Annotated in this window: 14 protein-coding genes; 5 read left to right on the top strand and 9 right to left on the bottom strand. The window is 70.0% G+C overall.

All coding sequences use genetic code 11. The features are described from left to right. Nucleotides 1-128: 128 nt before the first annotated feature. The 3 genes from ACFWTE_RS09330 to ACFWTE_RS09320 form a co-directional block, all read right to left on the bottom strand. On the bottom strand, nucleotides 129-3,344 hold the full coding sequence (locus ACFWTE_RS09330; RefSeq protein WP_378778829.1) for a hypothetical protein: 3,216 nt from the start codon (nucleotides 3,342-3,344) through the stop codon (nucleotides 129-131). A 146-nt stretch (nucleotides 3,345-3,490) separates the two neighbouring features. Beyond that, a complete protein-coding gene (locus tag ACFWTE_RS09325; RefSeq protein ID WP_378778828.1) occupies nucleotides 3,491-3,838 on the bottom strand; it encodes a DUF6507 family protein in 348 nt (115 codons plus the stop codon). After that, nucleotides 3,835-4,149: a hypothetical protein gene (locus ACFWTE_RS09320; RefSeq protein ID WP_378778827.1), complete on the bottom strand. Its 315-nt coding sequence runs from the start codon at nucleotides 4,147-4,149 to the stop codon at nucleotides 3,835-3,837. The genes ACFWTE_RS09325 and ACFWTE_RS09320 overlap by 4 nt, the downstream gene beginning before the upstream one ends. A 384-nt stretch (nucleotides 4,150-4,533) precedes the next feature. Here ACFWTE_RS09320 and ACFWTE_RS09315 point away from each other — a divergent pair, with 384 nt between their 5' ends. Both ACFWTE_RS09315 and ACFWTE_RS09310 read left to right on the top strand, forming a co-directional pair. After that, entirely contained in the window at nucleotides 4,534-5,922 is a 1,389-nt protein-coding gene (locus ACFWTE_RS09315; RefSeq protein ID WP_378778826.1) for a DUF6177 family protein, read from the top strand. 259 nt (nucleotides 5,923-6,181) lie between these two features. Continuing rightward, the gene (locus tag ACFWTE_RS09310) at nucleotides 6,182-7,447 is read left to right on the top strand and encodes a hypothetical protein (protein ID WP_378778825.1); all 1,266 of its coding nucleotides are present in this window, start codon (nucleotides 6,182-6,184) and stop codon (nucleotides 7,445-7,447) included. A gap of 101 nt (nucleotides 7,448-7,548) precedes the next feature. Here ACFWTE_RS09310 and ACFWTE_RS09305 read toward each other — a convergent pair whose 3' ends face one another. Then, the gene (locus ACFWTE_RS09305; protein ID WP_378778824.1) at nucleotides 7,549-7,974 is read right to left on the bottom strand and encodes a DUF4229 domain-containing protein; all 426 of its coding nucleotides are present in this window, start codon (nucleotides 7,972-7,974) and stop codon (nucleotides 7,549-7,551) included. 424 nt (nucleotides 7,975-8,398) lie between these two features. Between ACFWTE_RS09305 and ACFWTE_RS09300 the strand changes: the two genes are divergently transcribed. Next, entirely contained in the window at nucleotides 8,399-8,599 is a 201-nt protein-coding gene (locus tag ACFWTE_RS09300) for a BldC family transcriptional regulator (protein ID WP_017535950.1), read from the top strand. Nucleotides 8,600-8,716: 117 nt separating this feature from the next. Further along, nucleotides 8,717-9,073, top strand: a complete 357-nt coding sequence (locus tag ACFWTE_RS09295) for a PLD nuclease N-terminal domain-containing protein (RefSeq protein ID WP_378778823.1) — start codon at nucleotides 8,717-8,719, stop codon at nucleotides 9,071-9,073. Nucleotides 9,074-9,291: 218 nt separating this feature from the next. Here the strand turns inward: ACFWTE_RS09295 and ACFWTE_RS09290 are convergent, their stop codons facing one another. Next, nucleotides 9,292-10,590, bottom strand: a complete 1,299-nt coding sequence (locus ACFWTE_RS09290; protein WP_378778822.1) for a polysaccharide lyase family 1 protein — start codon at nucleotides 10,588-10,590, stop codon at nucleotides 9,292-9,294. Nucleotides 10,591-10,848: 258 nt separating this feature from the next. Between ACFWTE_RS09290 and ACFWTE_RS09285 the strand changes: the two genes are divergently transcribed. Next, a complete protein-coding gene (locus tag ACFWTE_RS09285; protein WP_378778821.1) occupies nucleotides 10,849-11,847 on the top strand; it encodes a LacI family DNA-binding transcriptional regulator in 999 nt (332 codons plus the stop codon). A 109-nt stretch (nucleotides 11,848-11,956) separates the two neighbouring features. On the opposite strand, the gene ccsB is transcribed toward ACFWTE_RS09285, so the two are convergent. Genes ccsB through ACFWTE_RS09265 form a run of 4 tightly spaced genes read right to left on the bottom strand, consistent with a single transcriptional unit; the run spans nucleotide 11,957 to nucleotide 16,211 of the window. Beyond that, nucleotides 11,957-12,973, bottom strand: a complete 1,017-nt coding sequence (gene ccsB / locus ACFWTE_RS09280; protein ID WP_378778820.1) for a c-type cytochrome biogenesis protein CcsB — start codon at nucleotides 12,971-12,973, stop codon at nucleotides 11,957-11,959. A 3-nt stretch (nucleotides 12,974-12,976) separates the two neighbouring features. Beyond that, entirely contained in the window at nucleotides 12,977-14,641 is a 1,665-nt protein-coding gene (locus ACFWTE_RS09275) for a cytochrome c biogenesis protein ResB (RefSeq protein ID WP_378778819.1), read from the bottom strand. Then, nucleotides 14,641-15,468, bottom strand: a complete 828-nt coding sequence (locus ACFWTE_RS09270) for a cytochrome c biogenesis CcdA family protein (RefSeq protein WP_378778818.1) — start codon at nucleotides 15,466-15,468, stop codon at nucleotides 14,641-14,643. The genes ACFWTE_RS09275 and ACFWTE_RS09270 overlap by 1 nt, the downstream gene beginning before the upstream one ends. Next, a complete protein-coding gene (locus ACFWTE_RS09265; RefSeq protein WP_378778817.1) occupies nucleotides 15,468-16,211 on the bottom strand; it encodes a TlpA family protein disulfide reductase in 744 nt (247 codons plus the stop codon). The genes ACFWTE_RS09270 and ACFWTE_RS09265 overlap by 1 nt, the downstream gene beginning before the upstream one ends. Nucleotides 16,212-16,240: the final 29 nt, after the last annotated feature.

Raw genomic sequence — 16,240 nt, 5'->3', positions numbered from 1 at the left:
CACGTCGAACGACGAGGGCTTTCTGGAAATTGCATTAAGGTGCGCTACTCTCTCCTTTGAGTTCTCTGCGATTTTTTCATCGTTAACCAGGCCGGCCACATTAGGACGAACAACTTTTCGATTCAACTTCAATCCCCATCAGAAACATCGAATACCTGGTGTGCATATCCGTTTGCAATTTCCCCCGACAGCCCCAACTCCCCAGGGGGGGTTTCTGCATTTCCCTTGAACAGGGCGTAGACCACTTTGCCTTGGTCGAGTTTTTTTCGAATCTCTTTAACGAGAGCCAGTTCCCTGAGGGCATTTATATCATCCATCCCCCTTTCCCCCTGAAGCTGCACGGCCCTCGCTTGCATCGTCCTCACGATATCAAGAAGGTACTCTCTTGTCCCCTGCTGCACGTCTCGAGGCGGCCTGCCGCCCGGTCGAGCAATTCTGTCCCCAAGCTTCGTAGCACTATCGGCCTTTGCCTCGATGATGACGATGTCGCCATCCACGGTCCGATAGATCTGGTCGAACTGATCGTTCCCGTTACGCGGGGCGTTCTCAGCCGGTTCTATGTAGGTCGCACCATCGAGGTTCGGTCGGATCTCTTCCCTCTGGATTTGCCCGTTGGACTCGACGGGATTTCCGTCCGCGTCCACCACATCCCTCATCAGAGGCCTGCCGTTGGAATCTAGAATAGGAGAACCATCGAATTGGTACCTTGCTGCAATTCTGGCCGACTGCTCTCCGAATCTTTCAGCAACATCGGTTCTTACAGCATCGGCGAGCCTCTGATCAGATTTCGCCATCTCGAGATCCGTATGATTTTGACCGTTCTTTATATAGGGTCCATGGATTTTCTGCATCGCATCGAGGCAACCCTGCGCATCTCCCGCAGCGGTGATCGAATCACGGCGCTCAGTAGCCAGCGCGTCAAGCGCGGAGAACTCGGACCTGATCCACTCACGGCGTTGGAGTTCCTCCGCTCCGATCTCTCCCCGAAGCTTCTCTCTTCGCTTCCGTTCCTCGGCAGAAAGCCCATCGTGTAGCTCTGGAATGAAATCTGGATCATGGACCCGCAACATAATCCGCTCGCCGATATATGTCGCCTGCTTCGGAACATCCAAACAGACCCACTGGTGAGTGTTTTCATCCATGGTGATCTTGGGCAAAGGATAATTTTCGGGACCGATAGTGGTGCGTATACTTTTCCGGTGCCCGTTGTTTTCCTTGTAGTACTCCCCGTAGACTTCAGGGTCGGTGTTGATGAGTCTTTGTAGGTCTTGGCGGAATACCTGCCGGTTGGCCGGGTCTTCCCTGTCCCCCCAGGAATGGGCCTCAAGTCCCTCCAGGGTGGTCGGGCTCGGCGGGCGGTTGCCAGCGACAGGCTGTCGACCCGCGTTGCCATCCCCGCCCTCACTGGCGGCTCCGCGTCCGTCGGAGCCGGTTGTCTCCTCGGAAGGCGGTGTGGGCGGGAGACCGCCGACGGGGCGGCCTGTGCCGTCACCACCGGAGCCGTGGCCCGAGCTGGCACTGTCGGAGTCGCCGGTGAGAGGCGTGCTGTGAATGCCTGAGGTGCCGTCTCGGGGGTCCGACGTCCGCTCGGTGGATCCCGAATCCGGGTCGTGGGCGGCGGTAATGCGGAAGTCCGAGCGCTCCCCGGGGCCGTCCGTGCCCGCGATCTCCATCCCATCGGCTCCGACCATGACCTGGTGCCGGTCGCGCAACAGCTCGACACGCCTGTCGGCGTCCATCCCGCTGTACCGCTCCAGGTCGTCGACGAGGTCGGCGGTACTCATGTCGTCGCGGCCGGCCAACACCGTACGGGCGGGCCCCTCGGCCCCCGCCGTGTCGGGGTCGTGCACCGGGACGGCGCCCAGCGGCCTCCCCGCGCCGTCCTCCGCGTCCCCCACGCCCCCCGTGTGCACCGGTACCGGCTCGGCACCGGGCCAGTCGGGCCCGACCGGTCTCCCCGCCCCACCCGGCTCCGGGACACCCTCCACCACCGTCCAGTCGGCGAACCTCCCGAGCGCCCCGCGCTTCATCTGCTCCAGGCGCAGCCCGATGCCAGCGGTGACGTCGGAGTAACCGGTCCTGATCCCGCTCAGCGTCTGGGCCAGGCTGAACCCCGGCCGCGCCGCGGCCCCCGGCTCCCAGGTGATTCCCGGTCGGTCCAGCACGTCGATGTCCGGGAGGCCGGGCCCGCCGCCGCCGATCCGGCTGAGCATCATCCCGCCGCGGACCGGGAACGCCACCACGGTGAGCGCCAGGTTGCCGACCCCCGTGGACACCGTGTACGCGGGCCGGTCCTCCCACTCGCGCCACGGGACCAGGTCGTGGCCGACCTCCGTCCACGCCGCCCCGGCGTTCTCCCGCCAGGTCTGTCCCGAGCGCTCCTCGGAGTCGAACGGGTTCATCCACCCGTCCTCGCCGTGCAGCCCGACGAGCGCGCCGTACCCCTGGAAGGCCTCCTCCTTGTGGGTGACGGCGTTGTCCACAACCTCGCCGACGCTGCCGGCCCAACCGCTACCGTCACGCCACAGGCCTGTCGCGGACACGGCCCCCACACCGAGGCCCCAGAGCATCCCGATACCGAAGTTCTCCTGCTGCGCCACGAACGCGTCGGCCGCCCAGTCGAGCGGCCACGGCTTGTCCGACCCCGCGAGGTGGGCCCAGCTCTCCTCCCCCGCGCGCTGCCACTCGGAGAACTCGCTGAAGTCGTAGACGACGTCGGGGACGTCGTCCGGATCAAGGCCGTAGACGATCTCCCCGGGCCCGGGGGCGTCCTCTCCCACAGCCGTGTAGGTGTTGCCCTGGCCGTTCACCGACGAGATGGCGGTGCCGCACTCCCTCTCCGCCTCCTGGAACTCCGCCCAGACGATGTTGGCCCACAGCTTCAGGTGGCGGTTCTCGTTGTAGTGGAGGGGGTTGAGCGCCCAGTACTCCTTGTCCCGCATCTCCTCGACGAAGGCCTCGGCGTCCCTCTTGATGGTGCGCAGCCGGGTCCGCGTGCTCTGCGCGGTTTCGGCGAACGCCTCCAGGGCGGTCACGACCGTGGCCACGTCCTCCAGGATGGTGTCGCCCTTGCGGGCGACCGGGCCCATCGCGGAGAAGAGGGTCTCCGCCTCGGGCGCGGTGTAGTGCGCCTGGAGTGCCTGCCACGAACTCTCGACCCCCGCGCCTCCTTCGGCGACCTCCTCCGCTGCCGCCTGGAGGTTCGCGGCGGCCGTCTGGAGGACCTCCACCGACGTTCCGGGGATGGGGATGGCGTCGGGGACGATCAGGACGGTGAAGTCGGTGTCGAGCGGCTGCTGGTTCCGCGGGTCGGGCTCAGGGCTCATCACGTCGACGGGGGGCACGGCGGCTCCGGAGGTGTGGGGGGAGGCTCAGGTGTGGGGCAGGGGTTCGGGGCCGGGCCGGGTGCCAGGGGCCGGACCAGGGGTGGCGGGGATCGTGGGGATGATCCGAGGAGCCGGGGAGGTGACCGGGTCAGGAGGGCCGCGCGTCAGTGGGGGGCGTCCATGGGGTTCTCGACGTACGTGGCGTTGTTCTGCGACTCCTCGGCCATCTCCAGGTCACCGACGAGGTAGGCGTCGACGGCCAGGGCGCACCCCTCCAGGGCGGAGCCCGCCCGATCGACCATCTCCTCGGCGAGGACGCCGAAGTGTTCGAGGAAGTAGTACAGCTCGCCCTCCACGGGACCGCTGCACGCCGCCGTGGCGGCGTTCATGATCTCGTCGCCGGTGGTGGTCAGGGCGCCGTCCAGTGCGTCGCCGCTACCGTCGCCGATCTTGCCCAGTACCTCGTTGAGCACCACTCCGACGGACGGGGCGTCGATGTCCCACGCGCTCACCGTCCATCACCTGCCCGGGTCCCGAAACGCTCGCCCCGGAAGTTCGCGGGGGGCTCCGCGGTCGAATCATGGCCGGTATCGGCCAAGGCGCGCTCGGAGCGGACGATGCTCGCCTCCATGCGGTTCAGGGCGGGGCGCACCGCCTCGATGGTCCTGGTCAGACGTGTTCGGAGCTCTCCGGTGCGCTCGCGCATGCGCACGGCCGCTTCCCCGTGCACGAACGGTGCGCGCGGCGGGGCCTCCTCGCCCTCCGACAAGTCCCCCGCGGTTTCCCCTGCGGGTTGCGGGGTCTCTACCAGCTCGAACTTCATGTGGCGGCCACCTTGTCCGTCTCCGTCAACACCGGCGCCCCCTGTGGCGCTTTGTGCGTATTATGCCGATGCACGGCGACAAAGGGTGACCTCGTCCTAGCGGAGGAGGTTCGAGCTGGCACGGAGTTCCCGCTTCCCCTTGACCGCAGCGCTCCCCGTCCGGGGACCCACGCCGAAGGCCGGCCCCGAGACGTCCGCGTCCTCCGTGTCGCGGTCCCCGCCCGCAGACCGAGTCCCCCCGACCCGAACCACCCTCCCCAGGACACCGGGACACCGTTCGAGCCCATCGCCGAGCGACCCTCCGTCCCGCACGTTCCCGTCGAACCCCTCCCCCCGAACCCCTCCCGCCGGATCCCACCCCGGCGGTATCGCCAAGGAGAACCGTTGAGCTACGACGTGGTCGCACTGCTGGCGGCGGAACCCGGCATGATCGCGGTCTCCCACGCGCTCCGTGACGCGGGCGCCGACCTCTCGGTGCGCCCCCTGGACGGCGGCGTCCTCCAGTTGCGGGACGCCGACCGCCGCGCCCTGGCCACTCTCGAACCCGCGCAGGCGGTCGAGTCGCGGGGGGAGGTCGCCCGGCTCCTCGGCCCCGAGGCCGCCGCGAACCTGCCGGACACGTGCTGGTGGGCCGAGGTGCGGGCGCGGCCCGATGCCGCTGGCCGCGAGGCCGCTCACCGCGTCGCCGACGGCCTCGCCCTCCGCCTGGGCGGCAGCGTGTGGACGTCCGGACCGGGTGACTTCTCCCTGTGGGAGGAGACCGGGCACCCGGCCGTCGAGATCGAGGCCGAGGAGGCGTTCGTCGTCGCCCAGGACCGCGAGGTCGTGCCTCTGTCCTCCTGGATCACCGACGCCGTGTCGGCCAACGCGCTGCGGGGCACGGTCCTGCAGGTGGTCGCCCCGAGGACGTCGCGGCTCACCTACGCGCTGCGCACCCTGCTCACACAGCCGATGGCCCGATGGGTGGTGCGCGACGGGGAGGGCGGCCAGTTCGACGGCGTCAGCGGCCTCCCGCTCCGCTGGGACCGGGTACACGGGTACGTTCCCGCGTCGCACAGGGGGAACACGCCCGAACCGGCGGACGGGTTCCTCGACATCTCCCCGCTCGGCGCGCACCTGGTGGTGGACCTGTCGGTCCGGCACGGCGCGTCCTTCGCGCCGCCCCTGGGCCGGGCGGTCGAGCTGGTCGCCGAGCACCTGGCCGGCGCCCTCCCGGCCGGGTGGGGGCCGCACGAACCCGCTCTCGCCCCCTGGGAGCGCGAACGCCTGGTCCGGTTGGTGCGCCATCGCGCGCCGCGCGCCGCCGTCCTCCAGTTCTCGGGCCCCCTGGACGCGGGCCACCCCTTCTCCGGCTGCGCCCGCGTCTCCTGGGCCCCGGACGGGGAGCGGGCCGCCGAGCGGATCTCCCTGGCGGTCGGCTACGAGGACGAGGAGGCGCTGCCCCTGGGGTCGCTCCCCCACCTGGTGGAGGCCCTGGCCGAGGAGGGGCTCCTGGACGTACTCCACGTACGCCGGGCGCGGGGGCGCCGCGACGTCACCTTCGAGCCGCGCTGGCACGGGCTCGCCGTCCCGGTCGGCATGGCCCTCGGCCCCCACGGCGTACGGCGGGCCGGGGAGGAGCATGCCCTGACCGGTCCCCTGGAAGGGGAACTTCTGGGCGGGGCGGGGGCGCGCGCGATCTGGTATCCGGCACCCGGGGGCGCGACGCGCCAGCGCGCGTCCGAGGCCATGGCGGCCCAGCTGCGGCACATCGCCGCGGCCCCCCGGGCCTGACCGCCCCTACTCCCGGCATGCCTGCCGCCCCGCCGGGCACGGCGCCGCGCGGAAGGACATGACGGCGTGGCGGCACGGCGGCCCCACCGTCAGGCAGACCGGCGGGCCGACCACACACCCCCGATCGGGTACAGGCAGAGCAAAGATCACTACTCTTAGTGACTTCATGGTGACTCTTTGCAAGAATACGAGCAACCCCTCGGCAGTACGGCCCGTCTTCATGTCGACAGCTCGTCCGCACCACCAAGGAGAATCCTCCGTGAAACCCACCCGTTCCCTCGTCGCGCTGACGATGAGCACGATGCTCCTGGCCCCTGTCGGCATCGCGGTGACGACGCAGGCAGCGTACGCCGCACACAAGGGCGTGGTCGACGAGCAGCCCGTCCAGTGGACGCCGCACGTCCTGGACGGGACGGTCAAGGACATCCTGAGGGTCGGGAACACCGTCGTCGTGGGGGGCGAGTTCACCAGGGTCGCCGAGGCCGACGGCGACGAGCACGACCTCCGCAACCTCTTCGCCTTCGAGCACGGGACCGGGCGGATCATCCGCGACTTCGCGCCGGACGTCAGCGCGATGGTCACCTCGATCGCCCCCGGTCCGGACAGGAGCGTGCTCGTCGGAGGACGGTTCACCACCGTCGACGGCAAGGCCTCGCGGGGACTGGCGCGTCTGTCCCTGGCCGACGGCAGCCCCGTGCCGGGGTTCACCGCGACCCTCGACGACGGCGCGACCAACCGCCTGGCCACCGACGGCGCCCGCCTCTACGTCGGCGGCAACTTCACCGGGGTGAACAAGACCGAGCGCGCCGGCCTGGCCCGCCTCAACACGCGGACCGGCAAGGTCGACCGCAACTTCACACCGCGCATCTCCGAGCCGCGCCGCGGCAACCTGCGCGTGCAGGAACTGGCCCTGAGCCCTGACGGCCGACGGCTCGCCATCAACGGGACGTTCACGAAGGTGGACAACAAGCACCGCTACCAGATCGCCATGATCGACACCGCGGGAGCGTTCGTCACCCCGTGGTCCACGTCCGCCTACGAGGCCCCGTGCGACTCCGAGCGGATCCACACGTACATGCGGCAGATGTCGTTCTCCCCCGACGGGTCGTACTTCGCCGTGGTGACGGGGGGCGGCCCGGAGTCCAAACCCGGGTTGTGCAAGTCGACCACCCGGTTCGAGAACACTGACAAACCGAACTCGGGGCCCACCTGGTCCAACAAGACCGGCGGCGACTCCCTGTACTCGGTGGAGGTCACCGAGTCGGCCGTGTACGTGGGCGGACACCAGCGCTGGATGGACAACGAGGAGGGCGCGATGAACCCGGGACCGGGGTCGGTGGCACGCGAGGGCATCGCGGCCGTGGACCCGCGGACCGGCCGCGCGCTGCCGTGGAACCCGGGCCGCTCCCGCGGGCACGGGGCCGAGGCCCTGCACGCCACGTCCGACGGGCTGTACGTGGGCAGCGACACCGACAGCCTCGCCGGCGAGTACCACGCACGCCTCGGGATGTTCCCGCTGGTCTGAGACCCGCCGCCCCGGGGTTCGCCCACCACTGACACGAGACCCCGCCGAACGGCGGGGTCTCTCCCGTGTCCGCGCACGAGGCCGCCCCGGCAGGTTCCCCGTCAGCCCTCCTTGGACGCGGTGGCCGCGTCCTCGTCCCTCTTCGTCTCCTCGTCACCGCTCACGTCGGCGGTCGCAGCCTCGGAGCCGACGGGGGCCGCGGTGCCGGTACCGGTGCCCGCAGCGGCCGTACCGGTCGGCTCCCCGACGGTCACGGAATCGGACGCCTCCTGGAGGTCGTCCTCGCGGGACGCGCCGCCCGCCAGGCGGTCGCCCACGTTGGCGCCGCGGCGGCGCTCCAGCCGATCCACGGTCTGGGCCGACAGCTGGTCGCGTAGTCGGGACAGCAGAACGTACGACGCGAGACCGCTGACCAGCCAGGCCAGGATGAGCGCGACCCACGCTCGGGCGCCGAATAGGTAGACCACTCCGAAGGCCGCCAGGAAGAGGCCCACCCGGGCGGCGGTATAGGTCAGCCAGCTACGCATCAAAAAGCCTCACAACAGACGATTACCTGGACTAGATTGGTCGCTACGCCCATCAGTACACGAGACGACCGGGTCCACACATGTGGCCCGGGTGGTACCGGGCCCCCGAACAGGACGAACGGGTGGTACCCGCATGCCCTCACCACCAGGTTAAGGGGGTGCGGGGTACAGCGGGCGCCGGGGCGGCGTGTCCCCCGTCGCCAAGGCGACAGGGCCACACAAGCCACTGGATTCACATAGTCATGGGATGTTTCCAATCCCGACAGCAGGGCCTGAACATCACGTTCCGGTCACATATCCGGTACTCCTCCCCCCATCTCCGCAATTTCTCCGAAAACTAGGGAGGAAACGGACCAACTCGTGCACACTAGGGGATCAAACGCCCGCCGCCCCCGCAGTCCGAGGCGGGCACGATTGGGGGAATGTGAAGGTGGAACGAGCAAGCGAACGTCTGTTGACCCCCGGGGAAGTGGCCTCACTCTTCCGGGTGGATCCCAAGACCGTCACGCGCTGGGCCGCCTCCGGGCGGATCAGCAGCATTCGTACCCCGGGCGGGCACCGCCGGTTCCGCGAGTCCGAGGTGCGTGCCCTCCTCCTCGGGGAACCGAGCGAGAGCACTCCCTGAGAGCGAGGTAAGTCCCCCCACCCCTCGGCCCCGGACCATCGGACTCCGCGGGGTGTTCCTCGCCCCTGAGCCGGTGTCCCAACCGTGAGGAGTCGACAGCAAGAGTAGGCTGGAACCATGGTGTGGCTTGGTGGCCTGATCACGCTCGTATCGATCGTTCTCTGGGTGTACGCGTTCTTCGACGCGTTGACCACCCCTGCGCAAGAGGTCCGCAACCTGCCCAAGGTTCTCTGGATGGTCGTCATCGCGCTGTTCATGCCCGTCGGTTCGATCCTGTGGCTCTTCCTCGGCCGCCCGCGCCAGGCGGTCGCCCCCGCTGACGGAAGCGCGCCCCCTACGACCCAGGCCGCGTCGGCCGACGACCTTGACCCGTCCGACTTCGCCAAGCCCTCCGACAGCCCGCACCCGCTCGGACCCGATGACGACCCCGAGTTCCTGCGACGCCTCAAACGGCGCATCGACCCGGAAGAATAGGTTCTCCTCGCCGGACCGGCCGGAGACGGGGGCCCACCGCCCCCCTCGCCGTCGGACCGGCCGGGTGAACCTCGCCGCCGGACCGTGTGGACCGCGGCCGCCCCGGCCCCCGGGGCACGACAGGTGTGAGGACGACGGTGGGGCCGTGTGCGAACACGGCCCCACCGTCGCGCTGGCCCCTCACGGAAGGGCCGGGGCCCCGGCCCTTCCGCCCCGGTTCAGAGGAGTCCGGCGCCGACCTCCCTCGGAAGCCCGCGCAGCGCGTGCACCGGCTCCACCCCGGCCGTGAACTCCGGGACCCAGGTCGTCCCGGTGCCCAGCTCCCTGCCGGGGTTGGCCGCGTTGTACGCCTCCACCAGGTCGACCGGGGTCAGGCGTCCGCGCCCGTCGCGCATCACCGCGTTGCCGTGCTCCACGATGTCGTCACCGCCCCAGTTGTACAGGACCTCCTCCGCCCCGATCCCGTCGTACAGGTCGAACAGGTTGTTCTCCGCGTACAGCTGGGACTCGACCCCGACGCCCAGGCTGTACTGGAAGAGGTCGCCGCGCACCGTGTAGTGGTTGTTGTACACGTGTACCTGGCCGTAGCGGACGCGGGGCGCCCTCTGCCCGAGCCCGTCGAAGTGGTTGTGGTGGTAGGTGACCCTGAGGCTGCCCCGGTCCGTGGTCCTGCCGTCGCTGTTGCCGAGCAGCATCGCCTTGTCCCGCTCGACGAAGTCGTTCCAGGAGACGGTCACCAGGTCGGTACCCCGGACGATGTCCAGCAGGCCGTCGTGCACCTCGTACTTGCGCCCGTAGTACTCGGGCAGGTCCGAACCGGGGTTGTCGCCGTCGTCGAACGTGTTGTGGTCCACCCACACGTTGGTGGCCCCGGAGACCTCCACGTGGTCGTACTCCGAGTTCCAGTTGCCGGTTCCGCCGTCGCCCGGGTCCCACCCGGGGAAGCAGTCGTGGGTGTCGGAGAAGGTGAGGTTGCGGAGGATGACGTTGTCCACGTCGTGGACCAGCAGGTTCGTCCCGGCGATGACTGCGTCGTCGCCCGCGCCGACCACAGTGGTGTTGGAGCCGACCCGGACCCGGATCTGCTCGGCCTGGACGTCCTGGGAGGCGGCGCGGGCCTCCTCCAACGGGCCCACCGGGTCCTCCCACCCCCACACCTCGGGGTCGTAGGCGGCCAGGTAGCCCTCCCGCGTGTAGCCGTCGACGGCGTAGTCCTCGCACGCGGTGCGGGTGCCGTCCGGCGCCGTGTTGGCGTCGATGGTGCCCTCCACGAGGACGATCTTGGGGGCGTCCCCGGCCACCGCGTCGCGGAACTCCTCCAGGGTGGAGACCCTGAAGACGTTCTCCGGGGCAGCGGCCGAGCCGCCGGTGGTCCCGGACCCGGCCGAACCCCATCCGTCGCCGTCGGCCAGGACCTCCCGGGCGAGGTCGGGGGGTACGGGGTCGGCGTGCGCGGTGGTGGCCGGGGCCGTGGTCAGTGCCACCGCCGCGGTCAGGGGGAGTATGAGCCTGCGCATGATCGTGCTCCTGGTCGGGGGGATACCGGGTGCTGGTCCGCAGCCGGATGCAAACGTTTGCATGAACATCTCCCGACTCCCCTGTCCACGTCAACCCTCCCGTCACGTGTTCGCCGCGGAAAACTCGGAAAACCCTTCCCCGCACTCCTTCCGATAACAAAAGAGTCAGCATCCCTTCCGCTCTGCCGTGCCACAACCGGTTGCCGTAATCTCAGGACTCAGCCGAGCACGTCGGAACATCCAGGAACGGAGGCCCCGGTGGCCGTCACCATCAGGGACGTCGCGAGGGAGAGCGGGGTCCACGTCTCCACCGTCTCGCGGACCTTCTCCGCGGCCCACATGGTCAACGCGGTGACGAGGACCCGGGTCAGGGCCGCGGCGGAACGGCTCGGCTACCGCCCCAACCGCGCCGCGCGCGCCCTCTCCACGCAGCGGACCGCGAACCTCGGCGTGATCGTCGCCGACATCGCCAACCCGTTCTTCCCGCCGCTGATCAAGGCGGCGCAGGCCCAGGCGCGCGCACACGACTACCACGTGTTCGTCGCCGACACCGACGAGCGGGCGCGGGTGGAGGAGGAGCTGGTGCGCTCCATGGCCAAGCAGGTGGACGGCGCGCTGCTCGTCGCCTCGCGGCTGAGCGGGCGCGTGATCGCCGAACTCGGCCGGGACGTGCCGTTCGTCGTCGTCAACCGCAGGGTGAAGGGCCTGCCCTGCGTGCTGATGGACGTGGCCTCGGGTACCGGTCAGGCCGTGGATCACCTGGTGGCGCTGGGGCACCAGGACATCGCGGTGCTGACCGGGCCGAGCGCGTCCTGGACCGCCCAGGAGATACGGGGCGCCGCGGAGGCGTCCGCCGCGCGCCACGGCGCGGTTCTGCACCCCGTCGGCCCCAACCCTCCCACCGAGGAGGGCGGGTTCCGCGCCGCCGCCGAGGTGGCGTCCGGCCCGGCGACCGCCGTGCTCGCCTACAACGACCTGGTGGCGCTCGGCCTGATCCGGGGTGTGGAGGCCCTCGGGCTGTCCGTGCCCGGGGACCTCAGCGTGGTCGGCGTGGACAACACCCACATCGCACGGCACTGCCGTCCGGCCCTCACCACCGTGGACATGCCGGTCGTGGCCGCCGGGCGCGGGGGCATCGACCTGCTGCTCCACCGGGTGACGACGGGAGAGGACCCCGGGACCGTCACCCTGGACACCCGGCTCGTGGTCCGTGAGTCGACGGCGCCCCCCTCTGCGGGAGCGTCCGCCCGGACCTGAGCGCCGCGCCCCCACCGGCCGCCCCGGCCGCGTTCCCGGGGCCGACACGGCTGACGGTGAGGACTCCGCTGTCGCGGGGTCCTCACCGTCGGCTCCGGGGCAGGCAGGGTCAGGCGTAGGAGTGCAGACCGCTGAACATGTAGTTCACGGCGAAGAAGTTGAACAGGATGGTCAGGAAGCCCAGCACGTTGATCCAGGTCGCCTTGGGGCCGCGCCAGCCGCCCGTGGCGCGGGCGTGCAGGTAGGCGGCGTAGATCACCCAGGAGATGAACGACCACACCTCCTTCGGGTCCCAACCCCAGAAGCGGCCCCAGGCCTCGTCCGCCCAGATCGACCCGGCGATGATGCCGAAGGTCCACAGCGGGAACGCGAACAGGATGAACCGGTGGGAGATGCGGTCCAGCAGCTCGGGGCTGGGCAGGCGTCCCGCGATGCCCGCGACCTTCTGGCCCAGGGCGCGTTTGGCCTCCGCCCGGTGCGAGACCAGGTAGGTGACGCCCGCGACGCCGGAGACCATGAACGCGCCGCCCGCGATGATGGTCGCGGTCACGTGGATGGGCACCCAGTAGGAGTGCAGGGCCGGGATCAGCGGACCCGGGTCCACGTACAGCCACTTGACGCCGACACCCAGCAGGATCAGGACCGGGACCAGGACGAACGCTCCGAGGAACCGGGCCTGGTAGCGGAACGAGGCGTACAGGAGGCCGGCCACCGCGACCAGGCACAGCGCCACGATGAACTCGAACATGTTGCCCCACGGCCACCGGCCGGCGGCGAGGCCGCGGGTGACGATCTGGGCGACGCCCATCACGAACCCGAGCGTGGTCACGCCCAGGGCCACCCGGCCGAGGTTGCTCTGGGAGGCCTGCGCCTCGCCCTCCGTGGTGCGGACGTTGACGTTGATGTCGAGGTCGTCGACGCCGCCCTCAGCGGCTCCGGCGTCCTTCGCGGCGCCCGCGCCGACCGGCATGAGCTTGCCGGCCCTCAGCTTGGTGCGCTCTCCGTAGGCGGCTTCGATGGCGAAGAGGAACAGGGCCACCGCGTACGTGACGATCATCGCGATGATCAACATGTCGCTGGTCGACGCCATCGTCTCGTCCACCGTTCCGGCGAGTGTGTACGTCACCGGTCACTCCCTCGTTGTCGTCGACTCTGGCGGGTCGGATGGTGTGCTGCTTCGGGGATTTCGGGGGTTGTCGTCCGACTCGTCCTTCCGGAGCCGTCCGGCAAGCTCTGTGGTGAGTTCGTGGAACTCCGCGTTGTTGCCGGCCACCTCGGTCTTGCCGAGGCCGGACAGCTCCACCCGCGTGCGCCCGTCCTCGCCCTCGGTCGCACGCACCCACACGCGGCGGGGGCGGACGAACAGGGTCGTGACCAGGCCCAGGACCGCGAGGGTGGCCGCGGTCAGCGCGGGGACACGGGCACCGTCGCGGTTGGCCTGGAGACTGATGTACTCGCTGTACCCGGTGAACGTGATCGACCCGTCGCCGTCGGGGAGGTCCCAGCTGTCGCCGATGTCGAGCACCGGGGAGCTTCCGAGTTCCTCCATGCCGCTGGTCTGGAGCTGGTAGACCGACTGCGGATCCAGCATGCCCAGGTCGCCGCGGTAGCCCTCCAGGGTCACCTGGGGGTTCTCGGCGCCGGGGAAGTTGGAGACCAGGTCTCCCTCGGTGGTCTCCACCGCGCTCGGAAGGAACACCCCGACGAAGCCCAGCTCCTCCGCCCCCGTGTCGGGAACCTTGACGACGCCGTCGGAGGTGAAGGTCGCGGTCTCCCGGTACAGGAAGGGGACCGCCTGGTCGAAGACGACCTCGCCCTCGGCGTTGCGGACCTCGAACTCCGGCGCGTACCCGTGGCCCAGCAGGTAGACCTGCACGCCGTCCACGGTGAGCGGGTGGTTGACCTCCAGCGTGTGCTGGGCCTCCTCCGCCTCCGGGGACTCCTTGTACGTCAGCTGGGCGACGTAGGACTCGGCCTGCCCCCGCAGGTCGCCGTCCTCGATGAACGACGCCTCGAAGTCGTCCAGCCGCAGGGTGAAGGGCTCCAGGTCGTCGGTGTCGGTCCAGTGCCCGGGGTAGATGGCGTCGTAGGAGGGCAGGGTGTTCGCGAATCCGTCGCCCTCGACCATGAGCATGTTGCCCCGGTAACCGAAGAACGATCCGGCGGCCAGCGCCAGCAGCAGTCCCAGCAGCGCGAAGTGGAACAGCACGTTCCCGGCCTCGCGCAGGTAGCCGGTCTCGCCGGAGACGGAGTCGCCGTACCGTTCGATCCGGTAGCCCTTGAGGACCTTGCGGGCCTGCTCCAGCACCGTCGCGGTGTCGGCGCCGGTCGTGAACGTCGCCGCGTAGGGCATCCGTCCCAGGTTGCGGGGGGTGCGCACCGGCCGGGCGCGCACGGCGCGGGCGTGGATGAGGGCGCGCGGGATGACGCAGCCCGCGAGGGAGACGAACAGCAGCAGGTAGATCGCCGCGTACCAGGGCGACGAGAACACGTCGAACAGGTAGAACCGGTCCAGCCAGGGGGCCAGGTCGGGGTTCTCCCGGACGTAGGCGTTGACCTCGTCCACGCTCACGACGTTCTGCGGCAGGATCGAGCCTGGGATGGCGCCGACGGCCAGCAGGAACAGCAGGACCAGGGCGGTGCGCATCGAGGTGAGGATGCGCCATGCCCAGCGCAGCCAGCCGAGCGGGCCCAGTCCCCGGGAGGGGCCGCCTCCGCTGCCCTCGGCTCCGGCGCCGTCGCCCGAGCCGGTTCCGCCCCCGGTGTCGTTGTCGGTCGTGGTCGTCGTACTCATCAGATCACCGTTTGGAAGTCGGCGGCCCAGCCCTGCATGGCGATGGTCAGCTGCGTCCACAGCCCGGTCACCATGGCCAGGCCGACGAGGACGAGCATGGCCCCTCCCACGACGGTGACGGTGCGGGTGTGGCGCTTGAGCCAGCCGAAGGCGCCCAGGGCGCGCCGGTAGAGGAGGGAGGCGAGGACGAAGGGCAGCCCCAGGCCCACACAGTAGACCAGGGACAGGAGCATGCCCCGCCCCGCGCCGCCCTCGACGAAGGCGAGGGTCTGCACGGCGGCCAGGGTCGGCCCGATGCACGGGGTCCAGCCGAGTCCGAAGAGGACGCCGAGCAGGGGTGCTCCGGCCAGCCCGGCCCTGGGCAGGCGGTGGAAGCGGAACTCGCGTCCGAACCCCGGCATGACGCCCATGAAGGCGAGGCCGAGCACGACGGTGAGGACGCCGAGGACCCGGGTGAGGGGGTCGGTGTAGTCCACGAGGAGATCGCCGAGCCAGCCGATGAAGCCGCCCACGGCGACGAACACGAGGGTGAACCCGGCGATGAACAGGATGCTGCCGGTGACCATGGTCCACCGGCGCGAGGCCAGTTCGGTGTCGACGTCGGCGAGGGCCGTCGCCGTGGAGCCCCCTTCCGTTCCTTCTGCCCCGGCCGCCACGGCTGCGCGCTCGCGCATGTCGGCACCGCTCATCCCGGTCACGTAGGACAGGTAGCCGGGCACGAGCGGGAGCACGCAGGGGGACAGGAAGGACAGGAGCCCGGCGGCCAGCGCCAGGGGGACGGCGGCGAGGAGGGACCCGGTGAGGACGGTGGTGCCGATCGGGTCCATCAGCGGTCGTCCTCGGCGGAGGGTGTGTCCGAGGGCTGTTCCTCGTCCTCGGCGGAGGGTGCGTCCTCGGCGCCCTCGGAGACGTCGGCGTTCTCCTGGTCGGCCACCCGGGGGCGCTCCTCCGGGTCGCCGAGGTCGAACTCCACCACCACCGGGTTCAGCAGGTCCGTGAGCTGGCCGTAGGTGGTGGGCCCGATGACGCGGGCCGCGATGCGGCCGTCGGGGTCGATGACGAGGGTGCTGGGGATGGCACGCGGGGGGACGGTGTCGCGGAAGGCCTGCGGTACCTCGCCGGGCTGGTCGTACAGGCTCGGGTAGGCGACGTCCTTGTTGGAGAGGTAGGCCTGGGCGGCGGTCTCGTCGTCCTTGATGTTGACGCCGAGGAAGTCCACTCCGAGGTCGCCGTACTCGGCGTGGACCTCGTCGAGCACGGGCTGCTCGGCGCGGCAGGGGCCGCACCAGCTCGCCCAGACGTTGAGGACGACGATGCCGCCCTCGTAGTCGCTGAGGGACACGTCGTTCCCGTCGAGGGTGGTGCCGTCCACCTCCGGGGCGTCCACGCGCTCGGCGGTGTCGAAGGCGGTGGCGCTCCCGTCGCCGGAGATGAACCGGTCGTCCTCGCCGCCGGCCTCGATCTCGTTCCCCCCGGCACAGCCGGTGAGGGCGAGGGCGGCGGCCACCGCGGTCGCCGCGAAGCGCGGCACGCTGCGGCGTGACCGCGTACCGGAGCTGGTACTGGGCATCGAGGGGACCTCGCGAACCGGGTGTGAAC

The organism is Nocardiopsis sp. NPDC058631 (assembly GCF_042716955.1).
GTDB lineage: Bacteria > Actinomycetota > Actinomycetes > Streptosporangiales > Streptosporangiaceae > Nocardiopsis.
Note: the sequence above shows the minus strand (reverse complement) of the source record. Positions and strands in the feature narration are given on the sequence as shown.